The organism is Skermanella sp. TT6 (genome assembly GCF_016653635.2).
Classification (GTDB): Bacteria; Pseudomonadota; Alphaproteobacteria; order Azospirillales; family Azospirillaceae; genus Skermanella; species Skermanella cutis.
Window position 1 is genome coordinate 4,306,614 of record NZ_CP067420.1, and the last position, 17,144, is coordinate 4,323,757.

Annotated in this window: 19 protein-coding genes; 4 read left to right on the forward strand and 15 right to left on the reverse strand. The window is 67.3% G+C overall.

Annotated elements, in window-relative coordinates:
• The 11 genes from rplV to rpsL all read right to left on the reverse strand — a co-directional run bounded on the left by rplV (window position 1) and on the right by rpsL (window position 7,929).
• Entirely contained in the window at window positions 1–390 is a 390-nt protein-coding gene (gene rplV, locus IGS68_RS20080) for a 50S ribosomal protein L22 (RefSeq protein WP_201073032.1), read from the reverse strand.
• A 2-nt stretch (window positions 391–392) separates the two neighbouring features.
• A complete protein-coding gene (gene rpsS, locus IGS68_RS20085) occupies window positions 393–671 on the reverse strand; it encodes a 30S ribosomal protein S19 (RefSeq protein WP_037453604.1) in 279 nt (92 codons plus the stop codon).
• Between the two features lie 12 nt (window positions 672–683).
• Window positions 684–1,511, reverse strand: a complete 828-nt coding sequence (gene rplB / locus IGS68_RS20090) for a 50S ribosomal protein L2 (RefSeq protein WP_201073034.1) — start codon at window positions 1,509–1,511, stop codon at window positions 684–686.
• Between the two features lie 14 nt (window positions 1,512–1,525).
• Complete coding sequence (locus IGS68_RS20095) at window positions 1,526–1,834, reverse strand: 50S ribosomal protein L23 (RefSeq protein WP_201081528.1); 309 nt, start codon at window positions 1,832–1,834, stop codon at window positions 1,526–1,528.
• A 5-nt stretch (window positions 1,835–1,839) separates the two neighbouring features.
• Window positions 1,840–2,460: a 50S ribosomal protein L4 gene (rplD, locus tag IGS68_RS20100; protein ID WP_201073036.1), complete on the reverse strand. Its 621-nt coding sequence runs from the start codon at window positions 2,458–2,460 to the stop codon at window positions 1,840–1,842.
• A 5-nt stretch (window positions 2,461–2,465) separates the two neighbouring features.
• Window positions 2,466–3,212, reverse strand: coding sequence for a 50S ribosomal protein L3 (gene rplC, locus IGS68_RS20105; RefSeq protein WP_201073038.1), 747 nt, complete (start codon window positions 3,210–3,212; stop codon window positions 2,466–2,468).
• A 72-nt stretch (window positions 3,213–3,284) separates the two neighbouring features.
• Window positions 3,285–3,593 (reverse strand): 30S ribosomal protein S10, encoded by a 309-nt coding sequence (gene rpsJ / locus IGS68_RS20110; RefSeq protein ID WP_037453618.1) that lies wholly within the window; start codon window positions 3,591–3,593, stop codon window positions 3,285–3,287.
• Between the two features lie 115 nt (window positions 3,594–3,708).
• Window positions 3,709–4,899: an elongation factor Tu gene (gene tuf, locus IGS68_RS20115; RefSeq protein WP_201073040.1), complete on the reverse strand. Its 1,191-nt coding sequence runs from the start codon at window positions 4,897–4,899 to the stop codon at window positions 3,709–3,711.
• A gap of 52 nt (window positions 4,900–4,951) precedes the next feature.
• A complete protein-coding gene (gene fusA, locus IGS68_RS20120; protein WP_201073043.1) occupies window positions 4,952–7,030 on the reverse strand; it encodes an elongation factor G in 2,079 nt (692 codons plus the stop codon).
• 42 nt (window positions 7,031–7,072) lie between these two features.
• Window positions 7,073–7,543 (reverse strand): 30S ribosomal protein S7, encoded by a 471-nt coding sequence (gene rpsG, locus IGS68_RS20125; RefSeq protein ID WP_037461345.1) that lies wholly within the window; start codon window positions 7,541–7,543, stop codon window positions 7,073–7,075.
• Between the two features lie 14 nt (window positions 7,544–7,557).
• Window positions 7,558–7,929 (reverse strand): 30S ribosomal protein S12, encoded by a 372-nt coding sequence (gene rpsL, locus IGS68_RS20130; protein WP_037461346.1) that lies wholly within the window; start codon window positions 7,927–7,929, stop codon window positions 7,558–7,560.
• Window positions 7,930–8,426: 497 nt separating this feature from the next.
• Between rpsL and IGS68_RS20135 the strand changes: the two genes are divergently transcribed.
• The 3 genes from IGS68_RS20135 (at window position 8,427) to IGS68_RS20145 (ending at window position 10,982) form a co-directional block, all read left to right on the forward strand.
• Window positions 8,427–8,864, forward strand: a complete 438-nt coding sequence (locus IGS68_RS20135) for a response regulator (RefSeq protein WP_201073045.1) — start codon at window positions 8,427–8,429, stop codon at window positions 8,862–8,864.
• Between the two features lie 243 nt (window positions 8,865–9,107).
• Complete coding sequence (locus tag IGS68_RS20140; RefSeq protein ID WP_201073047.1) at window positions 9,108–9,902, forward strand: rhomboid family intramembrane serine protease; 795 nt, start codon at window positions 9,108–9,110, stop codon at window positions 9,900–9,902.
• 264 nt (window positions 9,903–10,166) lie between these two features.
• Window positions 10,167–10,982 carry an RNA polymerase factor sigma-32 gene (locus IGS68_RS20145; protein ID WP_412766143.1) on the forward strand — a complete coding sequence of 272 codons (816 nt, stop codon included), beginning with the start codon at window positions 10,167–10,169 and terminating at the stop codon, window positions 10,980–10,982.
• Between the two features lie 31 nt (window positions 10,983–11,013).
• Here the strand turns inward: IGS68_RS20145 and IGS68_RS20150 are convergent, their stop codons facing one another.
• The gene (locus IGS68_RS20150) at window positions 11,014–11,262 is read right to left on the reverse strand and encodes a hypothetical protein (RefSeq protein WP_201073051.1); all 249 of its coding nucleotides are present in this window, start codon (window positions 11,260–11,262) and stop codon (window positions 11,014–11,016) included.
• A 284-nt stretch (window positions 11,263–11,546) separates the two neighbouring features.
• Here IGS68_RS20150 and IGS68_RS20155 point away from each other — a divergent pair, with 284 nt between their 5' ends.
• Entirely contained in the window at window positions 11,547–12,437 is an 891-nt protein-coding gene (locus IGS68_RS20155) for a TIGR01459 family HAD-type hydrolase (protein WP_247880991.1), read from the forward strand.
• Window positions 12,438–12,509: 72 nt separating this feature from the next.
• Here IGS68_RS20155 and mgtE read toward each other — a convergent pair whose 3' ends face one another.
• The 3 genes from mgtE to IGS68_RS20170 form a co-directional block, all read right to left on the reverse strand.
• Window positions 12,510–13,931, reverse strand: a complete 1,422-nt coding sequence (mgtE, locus tag IGS68_RS20160) for a magnesium transporter (RefSeq protein WP_201073054.1) — start codon at window positions 13,929–13,931, stop codon at window positions 12,510–12,512.
• An 88-nt stretch (window positions 13,932–14,019) separates the two neighbouring features.
• Window positions 14,020–16,311 (reverse strand): NADP-dependent malic enzyme, encoded by a 2,292-nt coding sequence (locus IGS68_RS20165; RefSeq protein ID WP_201073056.1) that lies wholly within the window; start codon window positions 16,309–16,311, stop codon window positions 14,020–14,022.
• A 159-nt stretch (window positions 16,312–16,470) separates the two neighbouring features.
• The gene (locus tag IGS68_RS20170) at window positions 16,471–17,106 is read right to left on the reverse strand and encodes an NUDIX domain-containing protein (protein WP_201073058.1); all 636 of its coding nucleotides are present in this window, start codon (window positions 17,104–17,106) and stop codon (window positions 16,471–16,473) included.
• Window positions 17,107–17,144 lie beyond the last annotated feature (38 nt).

A 17,144-nucleotide genomic window follows, 5' to 3' on the forward strand; every position in this document is an offset into this window, starting at 1 on the left:
TTACTCGGCCTCCACCGCTTCTTCGCGCTCGCGCACGATCACGGTCAGATTGCTGAACGGCTTCTCGATCCGGGCGCCGCGACCGCGAGCCCGGGCGTGGAACCGCTTCATCACCAGCGCGCGGCCGACAGTGGCCTGGGCCACGTAGAGGCGGTCCACGTCGAGCTGGTGGTTGTTCTCCGCGTTGGCGATCGCCGACTGCAGGACCTTCTTGACCTCGTCGGCGACGCGCCGCTTGGAGAAGGTCAGGTCGGCCACGGCCGCCTGCGCGCTCTTGCCGCGGATCAGCTCGGCGACGAGGTTGAGCTTGCGGGCCGAGGAACGGATCATCTTGCCGAACGCCATCGCCTCGTTCTCGGCGATGCGAGGCGCATTCGCTGCCTTGCCCATGGCTACTTCCTCTTCGACTTCTTATCGGCCGCGTGGCCGTAATAGGTCCGGGTCGGAGAGAACTCGCCGAACTTGTGGCCGATCATGTTCTCGGTCACGAGGACGGGCAGGAACTTCTGACCATTGTGAACGCCGAAGGTCAAACCGACGAACTGGGGCAGGATGGTGGAGCGACGCGACCAGATCTTGATGATCTCGTTACGCCCGCTTGCCCGCGCCTTATCGGCCTTCTTCAGCAGGTAGCCGTCGATGAACGGCCCCTTCCAGACGCTGCGCGCCACGACGTAACTCCTTTACTTCGCATGACGGCGGCGCAGGATCTGGCCGTCCGTCTTCTTGTTGTTCCGCGTCTTCTTGCCCTTGGTCGGCTTGCCCCACGGGGTCACCGGATGGCGACCGCCGGAGGTCCGGCCTTCACCACCGCCGTGCGGGTGGTCGATCGGGTTCATGGCGACGCCACGGACCGCCGGGCGCTTGCCCAGCCAGCGATTGCGGCCGGCCTTGCCCAGGTTGATGTTGGACTGGTCCGGGTTGGACACAGCGCCGATCGTGGCGAGGCATTCGCCGCGCACGACGCGCAGCTCGCCCGACGCCAGCTTCAGCTGGGCGTAACCCTGGTCGCGGCCGACGAGCTGGACATAGGTGCCGGCCGAACGGGCCAGCTGTCCGCCCTTGCCCGCCTTCAGCTCCACATTGTGGACGATCGTGCCCACCGGGATGTTCTTCAGCGGCATCGCGTTGCCCGGCTTCACGTCCACGCGCTCGCCGGAGACGATGCTGTCACCCACCTTCAGGCGCTGCGGCGCCAGGATGTAGGCCAGCTCGCCGTCCTCGTAGCGGACCAGCGCGATGAACGCGGTGCGGTTCGGATCGTACTCCAGCCGCTCGACGACGGCCGGCTGATCGAACTTGCGCCGCTTGAAGTCGATCAGGCGGTAGCGGCGCTTGTGGCCGCCGCCGATCCGGCGCGCGGTGATGCGGCCGGTGTTGTTGCGGCCGCCGCTCTTGGTCAGGCCCTCGGTGAGGGACTTGACCGGCTTGCCCTTCCACAGCTCCGAACGGTCCACCAGCACGAGCTGGCGGAGCGACGGCGTGATGGGCCGGAAGTTCTTGAGTGCCATCGGTCAGTTCAGCCTTAGACGCCAGTGGTAACGTCGATCGTGTGGCCTTCGGCCAGGGTCACGACCGCTTTCTTGAAGTCCGAACGACGGCCCAAGATACCCTTGAAGCGCTTGGTCTTGCCCTTGGTGATCAGCGTGTTGACCGCCGTCACCTTGACCTTGAACAGCCCTTCCACCGCAGCCTTGATCTCCGGCTTGGTCGCGTCCATCGGAACCTTGAACGTGACCTGACGGTGTTCGGAACCCATCGTCGACTTCTCGGTGATGACGGGGGCGGTGATCAGATCGTACATCCGCTCCTGGCTCACCGAAGGTTTCGAGATCTTGCTCATTTCAGACGAGCCTCCAGCTGCTCGACAGCGTTGCGCGTCAGAACCAGCGTGTCGCGGCGCAGGATGTCGTAGACGTTGGCACCCTGCTCCGGCAGCACGTCGATCAACGGAACGTTCCTCGACGCACGCACGAAGTTCTCATCCAGGTTGGCGCCGTCGATGATCAGCGCCGAGGTCAGGCCGAGCTGCTTGAAGCGCTGGACCATCTCCCTGGTCTTGTGGCTGTCGGCCGTGGCGGCTTCCAGGACCACCAGCTTGCCCTCGGCCAGCTTGGTCGACAGCGCGGTCTTCAGGGCCAGCTTGCGGACCTTCTTGTTCAGGTCGTGGGCATGGCTGCGCACGACCGGACCGAAGATCGCGGCGCCGCCGCGGAACTGCGGCGACCGCAGCGAGCCCTGGCGGGCGCGGCCGGTGCCCTTCTGGCGATGCGGCTTCTTGGTCGTGCCGCTGATCTCGGAAACGCCCTTGGCCTTGTGGTTACCGGACCGCCGCTTGGCGAGCTGGTAGTTGACCATGCGGGACAGGAGATCGGTACGCAGCGGAACGCCGAACACCGCCTCATCGAGATCGATCTCGCCGACCTCTTCGTTGTTCAGATTCTTGACGGTCGTCTTCATGTCATTCACTCCGTCGGCTCGGCGCCGGTCTCGGCGGCAGGGGCCTCGGGTGCGGGAGCGGCGGCGGCGCCATCGGTCCGGACGCGAAGGGCGGCCGGGAACGGCAGGCCTTCCGGAGCCTTGCGCTTGACGGCATCGCGGACGAGCACCCAGCCACCCTCGGAACCCGGGACGGCGCCCTTGACCAGGATCAGGCCGCGGTCTTCGTCGACCTGGACGATCTTCAGGTTCTGGGTGGTGACCCGCTCGGAGCCGAGGTGACCGGCCATCTTCTTGTTCTTGAAGGTACGGCCGGGGTCCTGGCGGTTACCGGTCGAACCATGCGAACGGTGCGACACCGACACGCCGTGGGTCGCGCGCAGACCGCCGAAGTTCCACCGCTTCATGCCGCCGGCGAAGCCCTTGCCGATCGTCGTTCCGGTGACGTCCACGAGCTGGCCCGGGATGAAGTGGGCAGCCGAAATCTCGGCGCCGACCTCGATCAGGGCGTCGGCATCCACGCGGAACTCAACCACCTTGCGCTTGGGCTCCACCTTCGCCTTGGCGAAGTGGCCGCGCTGGGGCTTCGTGACGTTCTTGACCTTGGCGGTACCGGCGCCGAGCTGGACGGCGGTGTAGCCGTCGGTCTCCTCGGTGCGCACGGCGACAACCTGGCAGTTGTCGACCTTCAGCACAGTGACCGGCACATGTTCGCCCTCGTCCGTGAAGACGCGGGTCATGCCGAGTTTCTGCGCGATCAAACCGGATCGCATGGTTTAGTTCTCCTTACTAGGGACATCCTCAGGGGGAGAGGTCCCTTACCCCTATTCTTGAAGTACTTGTACTTAGAGCTTGATCTCGACGTCGACGCCGGCGGCGAGGTCGAGCTTCATCAGCGCGTCCACGGTCTGCGGGGTCGGGTCGACGATGTCGATCAGGCGCTTGTGCGTCCGGATCTCGAACTGCTCGCGCGACTTCTTGTCGATGTGCGGCGAGCGGTTGACCGTAAACTTCTCGATCTGCGTGGGCAGGGGGATCGGACCCCGAACCCGTGCGCCGGTCCGCTTGGCGGTGTTGACGATCTCGCTGGTCGACTGGTCGAGCACGCGATGGTCGAACGCCCGCAGGCGGATCCGGATATTCTGACTGTCCATCGTCTTCAAAACCCGTTTCTCTGCCGCTGAAGGGGCCGCTCCGGGGAGCAGCCCCTTTTCGTCGGCTAACTCGTTGCGCCCGTGGGGACCAACCCCACAGCGAACCCGAACCGATTTACTTGATGATGCTGGCGACGACGCCGGCGCCGACGGTGCGGCCGCCCTCGCGGATGGCGAAGCGGAGGCCTTCGTCCATGGCGATCGGGGCGATCAGGGTGACGGTCATGGCGACGTTGTCGCCGGGCATGACCATCTCGGTGCCTTCCGGCAGGGCCACCATGCCGGTCACGTCCGTGGTCCGGAAGTAGAACTGCGGACGGTAGTTGGTGAAGAACGGCGTGTGCCGGCCGCCCTCTTCCTTGGTCAGGATGTAGGCCTCGGCCTTGAACACGGTGTGCGGCGTGATCGAGCCGGGCTTGGCCAGCACCTGGCCGCGCTCGACGTCCTCGCGCTTGGTGCCGCGCAGCAGCGCCCCGATGTTGTCGCCCGCCTGGCCCTGGTCGAGCAGCTTGCGGAACATCTCGACGCCGGTCACGGTGGTCTTGACCGTGTTCTTCAGGCCGACGATCTCGATCTCCTCGCCGACCTTGACGATGCCGCGCTCGACGCGGCCGGTCACCACGGTGCCGCGGCCCGAGATCGAGAACACGTCCTCGATCGGCATCAGGAACGGACGGTCGACCGGGCGCTCCGGCTGCGGGATGTACTCGTCAACCGCCGCCATCAGCTTGAGCACGGCTTCCTTGCCGATCTCCGGGCTCTTGTCCTCCAGCGCCATCAGCGCCGAGCCGTGGACGATCGGGATGTCGTCGCCGGGGAAATCGTAGCTGCTCAGCAGCTCGCGCACTTCCAACTCGACCAGTTCCAGCAGCTCGGGGTCGTCGACCATGTCGACCTTGTTCAGGAACACCACGATCGCCGGGACGCCGACCTGCCGGGCCAGCAGGATGTGCTCGCGGGTCTGCGGCATCGGGCCGTCGGCCGCCGACACCACCAGGATCGCGCCGTCCATCTGCGCGGCACCCGTGATCATGTTCTTCACGTAGTCGGCGTGGCCCGGGCAATCGACGTGGGCATAGTGGCGGTTGGCCGTCTCGTACTCGACGTGCGCCGTCGAGATCGTGATGCCGCGGGCCTTCTCCTCCGGCGCCTTGTCGATCTGGTCGTACGCGGTGAACGTCGCACCGCCCGTCTCGGCCAGAACCTTGGTGATCGCCGCCGTCAACGAGGTCTTGCCGTGGTCGACGTGACCGATCGTGCCGATGTTGCAGTGCGGCTTGGTCCGCTCAAATTTCGCCTTCGCCATGGTCCTCAGTCTCCATAATCTGTCTTAGTCACCGGCAGTTCACTCGAGAGCCTTACGCCACCCTGGCGCGGACCTCATCGGCGATGGCCTGCGGCACCGGTTCGTAGTGGTCGAATTGCATCGTGTGATGCGCGCGGCCCTGGCTGATGGACCGCAGGATATTGGCGTATCCGAACAGGTTTGCAAGCGGAACCAGGGCGGTCACTGCCGCCGCGGCCCCGCGCTGGTCCACCTGCTCGATCCGTCCGCGACGGCTTCTCAGGTCGCCGATGACGCCGCCGGCGAAATCCGCCGGAGTGACGATGTCGACGCTCATGACCGGCTCCAGCAGCACCGGCTTCGCCTTGCCCATCGCGTCGCGAAACGCCGCCGCGCCGGCCAGTTCGAACGCCAGCGCGGAGCTGTCGATGTCGTGGCGCGCAGCGTCCAGCAGGCCCACCGCCACGTCGGCCACCGGAAAGCCTGCGACGATTCCCGCGTTCGCGGCCGCCTCGACGCCCTTCTCGACGGCCTGGACGAATTCCTTCGGCAGGGCGCCGGCGGCGACCCTGCTTTCGAAACGGACGCCGCCCGCCGAGGCGGCCGGCTCGACCGCCAGCCGCACGCGGGCGAACTGGCTGGCGTCCCCGACCTGCTTGCGGTGGGTGTGGTCCACCTCGGCCCGCTGCGAGACGGTCTCGCGATAGGCCACCCGCAGGCCGCCCACCTTGGCGTCGACCTTGAATTCGCGCTTCAGGCGGTCGGCTAGGATCTCCAACTGGAGCTCGCCGCCCCCCCTGAGGATGGTCCGGCCCGGCTCCTTGTCCGCGACGACGGCGAAGGAGGGATCCTCCTGCGCCATGCGTCGCAGGGCGGCGGCCATCTTCTCCGCGTCCGCCCCGGTCCGAGGTTCCACGGTGACCTCGATCAGGGGCTCGGGAATCTCGGCCCGCTCCAGCACGATCGGGTGCGACGGGTCGCACAGCGTATCGCCCGTCGCTGTATGTTTCAGGCCGGCGAAGGCGATGATGTCGCCGGCACAGGCCTGCTTCACGTCCTCGCGCGCGGTGGCCTGCATCTGCAGCATCCGGCCGATCTTCTCCCGCTCGCCCTTGAGCGGGTTCAGGACTGTGCCGCCTACTGCCTGGGTGCCGGAATAGACACGGGCGAAGGCCAGAGAGCCCGCGACCGGGTCCGACATGACCTTGAAGACCAGGGCGGAGAACGGCGCGGCGTCGTCCGCCGGACGGACCGCCTCGTCGCGCCCCTCGCCTTCCGTGCCCCGGATGCCGGCGATGTCCGCCGGGGACGGCAGGTAATCGACGATGGCATCCAGGACCGGCTGCACGCCCTTGTTGCGGAAGGCCGACCCGCACAGTACCGGCACGAACTCCGCCGCGCAGGTGCCTCGGCGGATCAGCGCCTTCAGGGCGGGCACGTCCGGGACGGCCCCGGCCAGGTAAGCCTCGGCCGCGCCGGCGTCGACCTGGACGGCGGCCTCGACCAGCTTGGCGCGGTACTCGGCGGCCTGTCCTTCCAGTTCGGCCGGGATCCCGGTCTCCTGGAACGAGGCGCCCAGCCCGTCGTCCCGCCACACCAGCGCGCGCTCGGCCAGCAGGTCGACGACGCCCCTGAACCCGTCGCCGCCGCCGATGGGCAGCTGCAGGAGCAGCGGGGTCGCGCCGACCCGGTCGGCCAGCATGCCGACGGTGCGGAAGAAGTCCGCGCCAGGCCGGTCCATCTTGTTGACGAAGCACAGCCTCGGGACGCGGTGCTGGTCCGCCCGCCGCCAGGCGGCTTCGGACTGCGGCTCGATCCCGACCGCGGCGTCGAACACCGCCAGCGCGCCGTCGATCACCCTCAGCGTCCGCTCCACCTCGACCGGAAGGTCGACATGGCTCGGCGTGTCGATGATGTTGATGCGGTGACCGTTCCAGAAGCAGGTGGTCGCCGCCGACGTGATCGTGATGCCCCGCTCCTCGTCCTCGTCCGCCCACGCGGCATCGGTGCCGGAAGCCGCGGAGGTTTCCGCGGGCTTCCCGGTCCGGCCGGTGTAGTAGAGGATCCGCTCGGTGGTCGTCGTCCGACCGGCATCGATGGAAGCCATGATGCCGATGTTGCGATACCGGTCGAGCTGCGTGGAGCGTGACATGTCGAGGTCTCGGACTGCTGTCTGGTCAGATCGCCGGGGCGATCACCAACGGTAGTGCGAGAAGGCCTTGTTGGCCTCCGCCATGCGGTGCGTGTCTTCGCGCTTCTTCACCGCCGAGCCGCGCTGGTTGGCGGCGTCGAGCAGCTCGCCCGACAGGCGCTCGGTCATGGTGTTCTCCGACCGGGCGCGCGCGCTGTTGATCAGCCACCGGATGGCCAGGGCCTGGGCGCGGTCCGAACGGACCTCGACCGGAACCTGGTAGGTGGCACCGCCGACGCGGCGCGACCGGACCTCCAGGTGCGGCTTCACGTTGCCCAGGGCATCGTGGAAGACCTGGACCGGGTCGGCCTTGGCACGGCCCTCGACGCGCTCCAGCGCGCCGTAGACGATCGCTTCCGCGACCGACTTCTTGCCGTCCAGCATCAGGCAGTTCATGAACTTGGTGAGGACGCGGTCGCCATACTTGGCATCCGGCAGAACCTCGCGCTTCTCCGCGCGACGACGACGAGACATTCTTCAGGATCTCCTTACTTCGGACGCTTCGCGCCGTACTTCGACCGGCGCTGCCGACGGTCCTTCACGCCCTGGGTATCGAGCGAACCGCGGATGATGTGATAACGGACACCGGGAAGGTCCTTCACGCGGCCGCCGCGGATCATCACCACCGAGTGTTCCTGAAGATTGTGGCCTTCACCCGGGATGTAGCTGGTAACTTCGAAGCCGTTGGTGAGACGCACGCGGGCGACCTTACGAAGCGCCGAGTTCGGCTTCTTCGGGGTGGTCGTGTACACGCGGGTGCAGACACCACGCTTCTGCGGGCACTCTTCCAGTGCCGGCACCTTGTTGCGCGCCGCCAGAGGCTGGCGCGGCTTACGGATCAACTGACTGATCGTCGGCATCAGAGCCCTTCTTCCATTAAGTCCCGTCGTCGGCAAACCAGATGCCAGACGATGCAAAAACCCGCCGTCGAAGCGTAAACTCCGCCTCGTGCGGGTAAATCATCAAACGCCGTCCGAAAAAGCTCGGGTGCGGCTATGTCAGGTCGGAGCCTCAAGGGCGGCAGCGTCTAGCCCGCGAACGGCCTACTACCTGCCTCCCGAAAAGGTTCGCGGATAATAAGGATGTACCCACCCACCGTCAAGCATCCGTAACAGATATTTTACCCGGCAGTCTTATGGCGGATGGCCATGCCGGTCGGCCGCCGCACCGCCGGAAGGGGCATGCGCCTGAAGTCCTGGACCGGCGGTGCAGGCCAGGCGCCGCGATCGGACAGGATAGGGAGTAATGCCCGCAGACGGCGCGTGCCCGGCGGTCGACCCTCTTACACGTCCGGAAATATGCCGTAATGACGATGGCAGAGTGAACCGTCCTTCGGACATTATCAGGGAAAGAGATCATGACGGTCCGCCTGCGCGCGGCCAGAGATGAAGTGTGGAATCCAGCGATGGCGAGCAAATTGCGACTTCTCATTGCAGAGGACGATGAACTCGTCGTCATGGGGTTGACGATGGTGATCGAGCAGCTCGGTCATCAGGTCTGTGCGACTGCGCAGACCGCCGGACAGGCCGTCGATCTGGCCGAGTCGGTCGGCCCCGACCTGGCCCTGGTCGACGTGGCGCTGGCGGACGGGACTGACGGGCTTGCGGCGACCCGGGAAATCTCCGGCCGGCTGGGGGTCCCCGTCATCGTCTGCAGCGCCCACGCGAGCCCCGCCGACGCCTACGCCGCGGGCGCGCGGCATTTCCTGATGAAGCCCTTCGGGATCGAAGCCCTGACGGAGGCCATGCGGTCCGCTCACCGGCCCGGCGACACCGGGGTCGTGTTCGCCGCCTGAGCGGGCGTCCCGTCCCGGTCAGCCATGCCCGGCCACCGGCATTTCGATCCGCCGGCATATTGATCCGTCGGCATATTGATCCGTCGGCATATTGATATAGTGTCGCCGAACGCGTCCGACCCCTGCCAATCCCGGAGCAGGCGCATCGTTGCGCTCGGAACGTTCCCCGCGCGGGCGGGGTTTGTTCCGGGTGCCGGTCCCGCGGCGGGTCGTGCCGTACACCCCTGGCTGGTCGAGGACGCGATGTTCACCCTTCCCCTTTCCGACGACAACCCGACCCGGCGCACTCCCGTCGTCACCTACGCTGTCATCGCCGCCTGCGTCGGGATGTTCCTGTGGCAGGTCTCGCTGGGCCCGCGGGCCGGCCAAGCCATCGTCTATTCCCTCGGCCTGATCCCGGCCGTGCTGTTCGGCTCCGCCCAACTTCCGCCGGAACTGCGGCTGGTCCCCGCCCCGGCCAGCGTCGTCACCTCGATGTTCCTGCACGGCGGCTGGATGCACCTGCTGGGCAACATGCTGTATCTCTGGATCTTCGGAAACAATGTCGAAGACAGCATGGGACGGGGCCGTTTCCTGGTCTTCTACCTGCTGTGCGGCACGGCGGCGGCCCTGGCCCAGGGGTTCGCGGCACCGCAGTCGCAGATCCCCATGATCGGGGCCAGCGGGGCGATCGGCGGCGTGCTGGGCGCCTACCTCGTCCTTCACCCGCGCGCCAACGTGCGGATGCTGTTCATCATCCTCTTCTTCATCCGCATCGTCAGCGTTCCGGCGGCGGTCGTGCTGGGGCTCTGGTTCATCCTGCAGTTCGTCAGCGGCGCCACGACCCCGACCACCGGCGACGACGGCGGCGTGGCGTTCTGGGCCCATGTCGGCGGGTTCGTGGCCGGCGCGGTCCTGATTCCCTTCTTCAAGCGGCGCGAGGTTCCGCTGTTCGAGCGCCCGCACACCCGGCCGTTCGAGGTGGCCCCGCCCGGCGCGTTCAGGCGCCGGGGCAGCGTGCCGCCGGCCGGCGGCCGGTCGTGGCCGCCCGGCCGGTGAGGTCCAGGGCGCACTGCCTTGCAGCCCCTCTTAAAGCTGTATGCGTGATGCAGATTCTTCTTGAAGCAGGGGTCAGCGTCCCCATATCTGGTGTCGTTCCCGACATAAGCACCCTCCCCGACCTTCCGCTGCCCGACAGCGGCGGAACGGTGACGGGTCGCTCTGTCTCGTGTCCGGGAACAATACGTGTCTTGGAGGTTCGTTTTGAGCATTCATACCGACGACACCCTGACCCCGTTCATCGAGGAATCCCGTCGCTTCAAGATGCTGACGGCCGAGGAGGAAATCGATCTGGGCCGCCGATGGCGCGACGAGGGCGACCGGCGCGCCATGCGCCTTCTGGTCGGCAGCCACCTGCGCCTGGTCATCAAGATGGCCCGTAATTTCGCCGGCTACGGCCTGCCGGTCGCCGACCTGATCGCGGAGGGCAATGTCGGCCTGATGCAGGCGGTCGAGAAGTTCGATCCGGAACGCGGGTTCCGATTCAACACCTATGCCATGTGGTGGATCAGGGCCGCCATGCAGGGCTATGTCCTGCATAACTGGTCCATGGTCAAGCTGGGCACCACGGCGGCCCAGAAGAAGCTGTTCTTCAACCTGCGCCGCCTGAAGCGCGAGATGCAGGAACTGGAGTCCGGCGACCTTTCGGCGGAGACGGTCACCTCGATCGCGACGAAGCTGCAGGTCCCGGAGGCGGAGGTGGTCGACATGAACCGGCGGCTGGCCGCCGCGGACAGTTCCCTGAACGCGGTGACGGCGATCGACGGCGAGATGGAATGGCAGGACCTGCTGGTCGACCAGCGGCCCGATCAGGAAAGCATCGTCGCCGATGCGGATGAACTGGCGTCGCGTCGGCGCCTGCTGGCGCTCGGCATGGAAAAGCTGAACGACCGCGAACGCCGCATCCTGGTCGAGCGCCGCATGAAGGACGAGCCGACCACGCTCGAGGAGCTCAGCCGCGAATACGCCGTTTCCCGCGAGCGTGTCAGGCAGATCGAGATGCGGGCTTTCGAAAAGCTGCAGAAGGCCATGCTGACTGCCGCCCCGGCCGCACTCGACCGGCTGGCGGCGGCGGCCTGACGGCCCGCCCCGGGCTTGCCCCGTCCAGGCGTCACTTGAAGCGGGACGAGCCCAGCCGGTGGAACGGAAAAGGGATCACGTCGGCGCTCCGGCCCTCGCCCGACAGGCGCCCCTCCTTGTCGGCGAAGCGGATGGGCACGCCCGTTCCCGCCAGGGTCGAGAGATAAACGTCCATGGAGGTGTTGACGCACTTGTACATGGCCAGGGTCATCTCGGCGCTGTACGTCCAGAAGGCCGCGCAGGCATAGGCCTGATGGGCCATGATGGAAAAGAATACCATGATGCTGTCCGTCCCCTCCAACGCGGGTTTGCGACCTTCTCCGACCCAGTTTGATCCAGTCATCCTGAAGAAGCCCCTAACCACCGCCTAACAGGATGCCCGATCGTTCGTTGCGCAATCCCGGCGACCCGAGCTTCCGAAACCACCTTCACGATATGGCCACGGGGACGGTTCGGGACCAACTCCATCTTTCGGGCAAGCCGGGTGCGACACCAAGGCTACCCGTCCGCGGCACCCGCCATGGGACACTGTCCGGATCCTCCATCCAGCCGGGATCAGCGACCATGGCCGACAGCATGCATCAAGACATCCCGCTCCTCGACGGTCTCGCCCGGCTGGCCGACGATTACGACGCCTTCATCATCGACGCCGGCGGCGTGCTCCACGACGGCTCCGCGCCCTACCCCGGAGCCGTGTCCGCGCTGGAAAGCCTCAGGGCCGCCGGCAAGCGGATCTGCCTGCTGACCAACCAGGCACGCCGCACCGCGTCGGCGGCGCGCCTGCTCGACGGGATGGGGTTCGCCCCCGGGCTGTTCGACCACTTGCTGACCTCGGGCGAACTGGCGCACCAGTGGCTGCGCCACAGGCCGGAACCCTGGCTCGAGGACCTCGGCACGGCCTGCCTGCATTTCGGGCCGATCCGGGATGCCGAGCTGATCCATGGCCTGGACATGGAGGCGGTCGACCAGCCCTATCTGGCCCACTTCGTCCTGGGCACCGGCCTGAACGACGCCGAGGAAAGCCTCGCCGACTACGAGGAAGTGCTGAGGATCTGCGCGAGGGCGGACCTGCCGATGCTCTGCGCCGATCCGGAGCGCTGGATCCCGGCCGGCGACGGCCGGCTTCCGGGCGGCGGCGCGCTGGCACGGCGCTATGCCGACCTGGGTGGTGCCGTGGATTACTGCGGGCTCCCGTTCAACGACCTCTACGACCGCTGCCTCGCCTTGCTCGGCATCGACGACCGCAGCCGCATCCTCGCGGTCGGCGACAATCTGGCCACCGACCTGGCCGGCGCCGAGGCGGCGGGGTTGGACTCGGTCCTGGTGACCGGCGGGCTTCACCGCCAGGATCTCGGCACCACCTGGGGCGAGGCACCCGATGCCGGACGGCTGGCCGCCCTCTGCGCCGCGGCGGGCAGGCGTCCGCGCGCCGTCCTGCCGACGCTTCGCTGGTGATGTCCGCGGGAAGCTCCGGACGCCGGTGCGTGGCCTCGGCGCCCATCGAGACCGCCGTTCAGGAGGCGGGCCCTACAGCAGGATCAGCGCCGCCAGCCCCAGGAAGGCGAAGAAGCCGATCACGTCGGTGACCGTGGTCAGGAACACGGCGCTGGCCACGGCGGGGTCGATCTTCAGCCGGGCCAGCCCCAGCGGGATCAGGGTCCCGCACAGGCCGGCCACGAACAGGTTGATGATCATCGCCGATCCGATGACGATCCCGAGCAGAGGGTCAGCGAACCACAGCCCGGCCACCAGCCCGATGATCACGGCGAACAGCGCGCCGTTGATCGTCCCGACCAGCGCCTCCTTGGCGACGACGCGCAACGCGTTCGCCTCGGACAGCTCTCGCATCGCCAGCGCGCGGACGGTCACGGTCAGCGTCTGCGTGCCGGCATTGCCGCCCATCGAGGCCACGATCGGCATGAGCACGGCCAGCGCCACGATCCGCTCGATCGTCCCCTCGAACACGGCGATCACGGCCGACGCCAGGATCGCGGTGAGCAGGTTGACGAACAGCCAGGAGAAACGCGACCGCGTGGTGTCCAGCACAGCCCGGTAGATGTCGGTGTCGGGCACGCCGCTCAGCTTGAGCAGGTCGTCCTCCGCCTCCTCGTCGATCACGTCGACCACGTCGTCCACCGTGATCACGCCCAGCAGGCGCCCGGCTCCGTCCACCACCGGCGCCGAGACCAGGCCGTACTGGCGGAACAGGAAGGCGACCTCCTCCTGGTCGGTGGTGGCGGAAACGGTGCGGATGTCCTCGGTCAGGATGTCGCCGACCTTGACCGAACGTTTCTGCCGCATGATCCGGCTGAGCGGGACCGCGCCGACCACCCGGTGCATGGGGTCCACGATGAAGATGTCGTAGAAGTCTTCCGGCAGGTTGTCGGTCTCGGTCCGCAGATAGTCCAGCGTCTTGCCGACGGTCCAGAACTGCGGCACGGAAACCAGGTCGCGCGACATCAGCCGGCCGGCGCTGTACTCCGGGAAGGTCAGGCCCTCCTCGACCAGCGCGCGGGTCTCCGGCGGCAGGTTCTCCAGGATCTCGCGCTGCTGGTCGGCGTCCAGGTCCTGGATCAGGTCGACCGCGTCGTCGCTCTCCAGCTCGGCGACCGCGGCCGCCAGCTCGCGCGGCTCGAGCTGATCTACCACGACGTCGCGCAGCGACGGGCTCAGATAGGCGAAGATCTCCGCGTCGAAACCCGGACGCAGGATGTCGATCAGGGCGCCCCGGTGATCGGGACCGATCTGCTCGACGAGATCCGCCAGGTCGGCGGCGTGAAGGTCGGAGACCGCCGCCTCCACCTCGCCGATCCTGCCGTCCTCCAGCTTCTCGCGGACGCCGTTGACGAATTCGGACGAGACCCCGAATTCGTGCTCTGCCTCGTCGTCGCGGTCGGGCCCGGGCCGAACCGGCTCGGGCCGCTCGATCTCCGGAGCCGCCTCGCTCATCCTGCGCTCTTCCTTGCTGCCGGTCCGGCGGATACGGTTTCGATCGACCGGAGCCCGGCCGCTCCGTCCGGGCTCCGGTCGATCGGGCCTACGGCTTCGCGGCCGCCTCCGCGGCCGAGACCTGGGCATCGACCGTCGCGAGCGCCGACATGTTGACGATGCCCCGGACCGTCACCGACGGCGTCAGGATGTGCGCCGGCTGGGCGACGCCGAGCAGCACCGGTCCGACGGACAGGCCGTCGCCCATCACCTTGGTCATGTTGAAGGCGATGTTGGCGGCGTCCAGGTCGGGCATGACCAGCAGGTTGGCCTTCCCCTTCAGGCGCGAGTTCGGGAAGATCCGGGCGCGGATCCCCTCGGACAGGGCGCTGTCGGCATGCATCTCGCCCTCGACCTCCAGATCGGGGCAGCGCTTCGTGATCTCGACCAGCGCCTGACGCATCTTGACGGCGGACGGGCTGTCGTGGCTGCCGAAATTGCTGTGGGACAGCAGGGCCACCTTGGGCGTCAGGCCGAACCGCCGGACCTCCTCGGCCGCCAGGGCCGTCATCTCCGAGATCTCCGGCACCGTCGGCTCGGGCGACACATAGGTGTCGCACATGAAGAAGGTGCCCTTGTTCAGGATCAGGACGCTGAGCGCCGCCGGATGGTTGACCCCGGGACGCAGCCCGATCACGTCGCGGATGTCGCCCAGGTGGTTGCGGTACTTGCCGATGGTGCCGCAGATCATCGCGTCCGCCTCGCCCCGCCGGACCATCAGGGCCGCGATCACGGTGGTGTTGGTGCGGACCACCGTCCGGGCGACGTCCGGCGAGATGCCGCTGCGCTCCATCAGGCGATGATAGAGGTTCCAGTAGTCGGCGTAGCGGGGATCGTTCTCCGGGTCGACCAGATCGACATGCTCGCCGATCCTGATCCGCAGCCCCGCCTTCTCGATCCGGCGCATCACCACGTCGCGCCGGCCGATCAGGATCGGCTTCGCCAGCCGGTCGTCCACCACCACCTGGACGGCGCGCAGCACCCGCTCCTCCTCGCCCTCGGCATAGACCACCCGGCGCGGGTCCTGCTTGGCGCGGACGAAGACGGGCCGCATCAGCAGGCCGGAGCGGAAGACGAACTCGTTCAGCTTGTCCTCGTAGGCCGCGAAATCCTCGATCGGCCGGGTCGCCACGCCGCTGTCCATGGCGGCCCGGGCGACCGCGGGCGCGATCTGGAGGATCAGGCGGGGATCGAACGGCTTGGGGATCAGGTGCTCCGGACCGAAACCGGAGAGCTGGTCGCCATAGGCCGAGGCGACCACGTCGCTCGCCTCCGCCATGGCCAGGTCGGCGATGGCGCGGACGGCGGCGATCTTCATCGCCTCGTTGATGGTGGTGGCGCCGACGTCCAGGGCACCGCGGAAGATGAAGGGGAAGCACAGGACGTTGTTGACCTGGTTCGGATAATCCGACCGGCCGGTCGCCAGGATCGCGTCGGGACGGACCGCCTTGGCCTCCTCCGGCATGATCTCCGGCACGGGGTTGGCCAGCGCCAGGATCATAGGATCCGCGGCCATCTGCTCGACCATCGCGGGCTTCAGCACGCCGGGGGCGGACAGGCCCAGGAAGATGTCGGCGCCGGCGATGACTTCGCCCAGGGTGCGCGCTTCCGTCTCCTGCGCGTAGCGCTCCTTGCGCGGATCCATCAACTCGGTGCGGCCCTTGTAGACCACGCCGAGGATGTCGGTCACCGTGATGTTGGAAACCGGCATGCCCATGTCGACCAACAGGTCCAGGCAGGCCAGCGCCGCGGCGCCGGCGCCCGACGCGACCAGCCGCACGTCCTCGATCTTCTTGCCCACGACCCGCAACCCGTTGAGGATCGCGGCGCCGACGATGATCGCGGTGCCGTGCTGGTCATCGTGGAAGACCGGGATCTTCATGCGGTCGCGCAGCTTCTCCTCGATGTAGAAGCATTCCGGCGCCTTGATGTCCTCGAGATTGATGCCGCCGAAGGTCGGCTCCATCGCCGCGATGATCTCGACCAGCTTGTCCGGGTCCTTCTCGTCCAGCTCGATGTCGAACACGTCGATGCCGGCGAATTTCTTGAACAGGACGCCCTTGCCTTCCATCACCGGCTTGGCGGCCAGCGGGCCGATCGACCCCAATCCCAGTACGGCGGTGCCGTTGGTGATCACGCCGACCAGGTTGGACCGGCTGGTGACGGAACTGGCTTCGGCGGGATCCGCGACGATCGCCTCGCAGGCGGCGGCGACGCCGGGCGAATAGGCCAGCGCCAGGTCGCGCTGGGTCGCCAGCGGCTTGGTCGGCGTGACCGCGATCTTTCCGGGCGTCGGCTGACGGTGGTAATCGAGTGCTGCGTCCCGCAGATTTTCAGCCATTGCTCCCCCCGGCCATGACGGCGGGCGACGGTGCATCCGTGCCCGATTGAGGCACGGAATATATGTGCCACCTTCTTTTGTCCAGGCTTGAGTGCGTGCGCCGGCGCGGGTCGGACAGCCTTGAATCGCTTGCCTCGCCACCCTGGCCGGCCGCTCCGGTCAGCGGCGGAGCATCAGTCGGGAGAGGGCTTCCGGCAAACCGCCCCGCTCAGCCAGCAGTTGAGCCTTGAGCACGGCGGCAACCGTCATGGAATCCGTGATGACGCCCTCCATCACCAAGTCCACGACGCTGGCGAACGGCATCCGGACGATGGTCAGCTGCTCCGTGTCCTCCGGTTCGGACTCCGCCTGCTCCATGTCCCAGGCGAGATAGATCACGCCGTGTTCGTCGCAGATGCTGTTGGAGGTGTGGATCGGCAGCAGTTCCAGCCACCGGCGCGCCACCAGCCCGGTCTCCTCCCGCAGCTCGCGCTTGGCCTCCTCGATCGGCGGCATGTCGGGCGCGCCGCCGCCCTCCGGCATTTCCCAGCTGTAGGCGTTCAGCGAGTAACGGTACTGCCCGACCAGGTGGACGCACCCGTCGGCGTCGACCGGCAGCACGCCGATGGCGACGCTCTTGAAATGGACCACGCCGTAGATCCCGGGGTTGCCCGACGGGTTGACCACCTGGTGCTCGGTGACGCGGATCCACTTGTTCTCGTAGCGGACCTCGCCGCTCAGGGTCTCCCAGGGATTCTCTTCCGACACGGCCGGCAGGCTGGTAACGGCAGGGTGTCTCGCCCGTGAATGAGGCATCGTCGCTCCGGAGGAAATGGCCTTGACAGGGCTAGCCT

Excerpts from the sequence above, each read along its gene's own strand:
- rpsG (WP_037461345.1), bottom strand. The coding sequence starts at position 7,543 with ATGTCTCGTCGTCGTCGCGCGGAGAAGCGCGAGGTTCTGCCGGATGCC.
- rpsL (WP_037461346.1), bottom strand. The coding sequence starts at position 7,929 with ATGCCGACGATCAGTCAGTTGATCCGTAAGCCGCGCCAGCCTCTGGCG.
- rpsJ (WP_037453618.1), bottom strand. The coding sequence starts at position 3,593 with ATGGACAGTCAGAATATCCGGATCCGCCTGCGGGCGTTCGACCATCGC.
- mgtE (WP_201073054.1), bottom strand. The coding sequence starts at position 13,931 with ATGAGCGAGGCGGCTCCGGAGATCGAGCGGCCCGAGCCGGTTCGGCCC.
- rplV (WP_201073032.1), bottom strand. The coding sequence starts at position 390 with ATGGGCAAGGCAGCGAATGCGCCTCGCATCGCCGAGAACGAGGCGATG.
- IGS68_RS20170 (WP_201073058.1), bottom strand. The coding sequence starts at position 17,106 with ATGCCTCATTCACGGGCGAGACACCCTGCCGTTACCAGCCTGCCGGCC.
- fusA (WP_201073043.1), bottom strand. The coding sequence starts at position 7,030 with ATGTCACGCTCCACGCAGCTCGACCGGTATCGCAACATCGGCATCATG.
- IGS68_RS20165 (WP_201073056.1), bottom strand. The coding sequence starts at position 16,311 with ATGGCTGAAAATCTGCGGGACGCAGCACTCGATTACCACCGTCAGCCG.
- tuf (WP_201073040.1), bottom strand. The coding sequence starts at position 4,899 with ATGGCGAAGGCGAAATTTGAGCGGACCAAGCCGCACTGCAACATCGGC.
- rplD (WP_201073036.1), bottom strand. The coding sequence starts at position 2,460 with ATGAAGACGACCGTCAAGAATCTGAACAACGAAGAGGTCGGCGAGATC.
- IGS68_RS20155 (WP_247880991.1), top strand. The coding sequence starts at position 11,547 with ATGGCCGACAGCATGCATCAAGACATCCCGCTCCTCGACGGTCTCGCC.
- IGS68_RS20135 (WP_201073045.1), top strand. The coding sequence starts at position 8,427 with ATGACGGTCCGCCTGCGCGCGGCCAGAGATGAAGTGTGGAATCCAGCG.
- IGS68_RS20150 (WP_201073051.1), bottom strand. The coding sequence starts at position 11,262 with ATGGTATTCTTTTCCATCATGGCCCATCAGGCCTATGCCTGCGCGGCC.
- rplC (WP_201073038.1), bottom strand. The coding sequence starts at position 3,212 with ATGCGATCCGGTTTGATCGCGCAGAAACTCGGCATGACCCGCGTCTTC.
- IGS68_RS20140 (WP_201073047.1), top strand. The coding sequence starts at position 9,108 with ATGTTCACCCTTCCCCTTTCCGACGACAACCCGACCCGGCGCACTCCC.
- IGS68_RS20145 (WP_412766143.1), top strand. The coding sequence starts at position 10,167 with ATGCTGACGGCCGAGGAGGAAATCGATCTGGGCCGCCGATGGCGCGAC.
- rplB (WP_201073034.1), bottom strand. The coding sequence starts at position 1,511 with ATGGCACTCAAGAACTTCCGGCCCATCACGCCGTCGCTCCGCCAGCTC.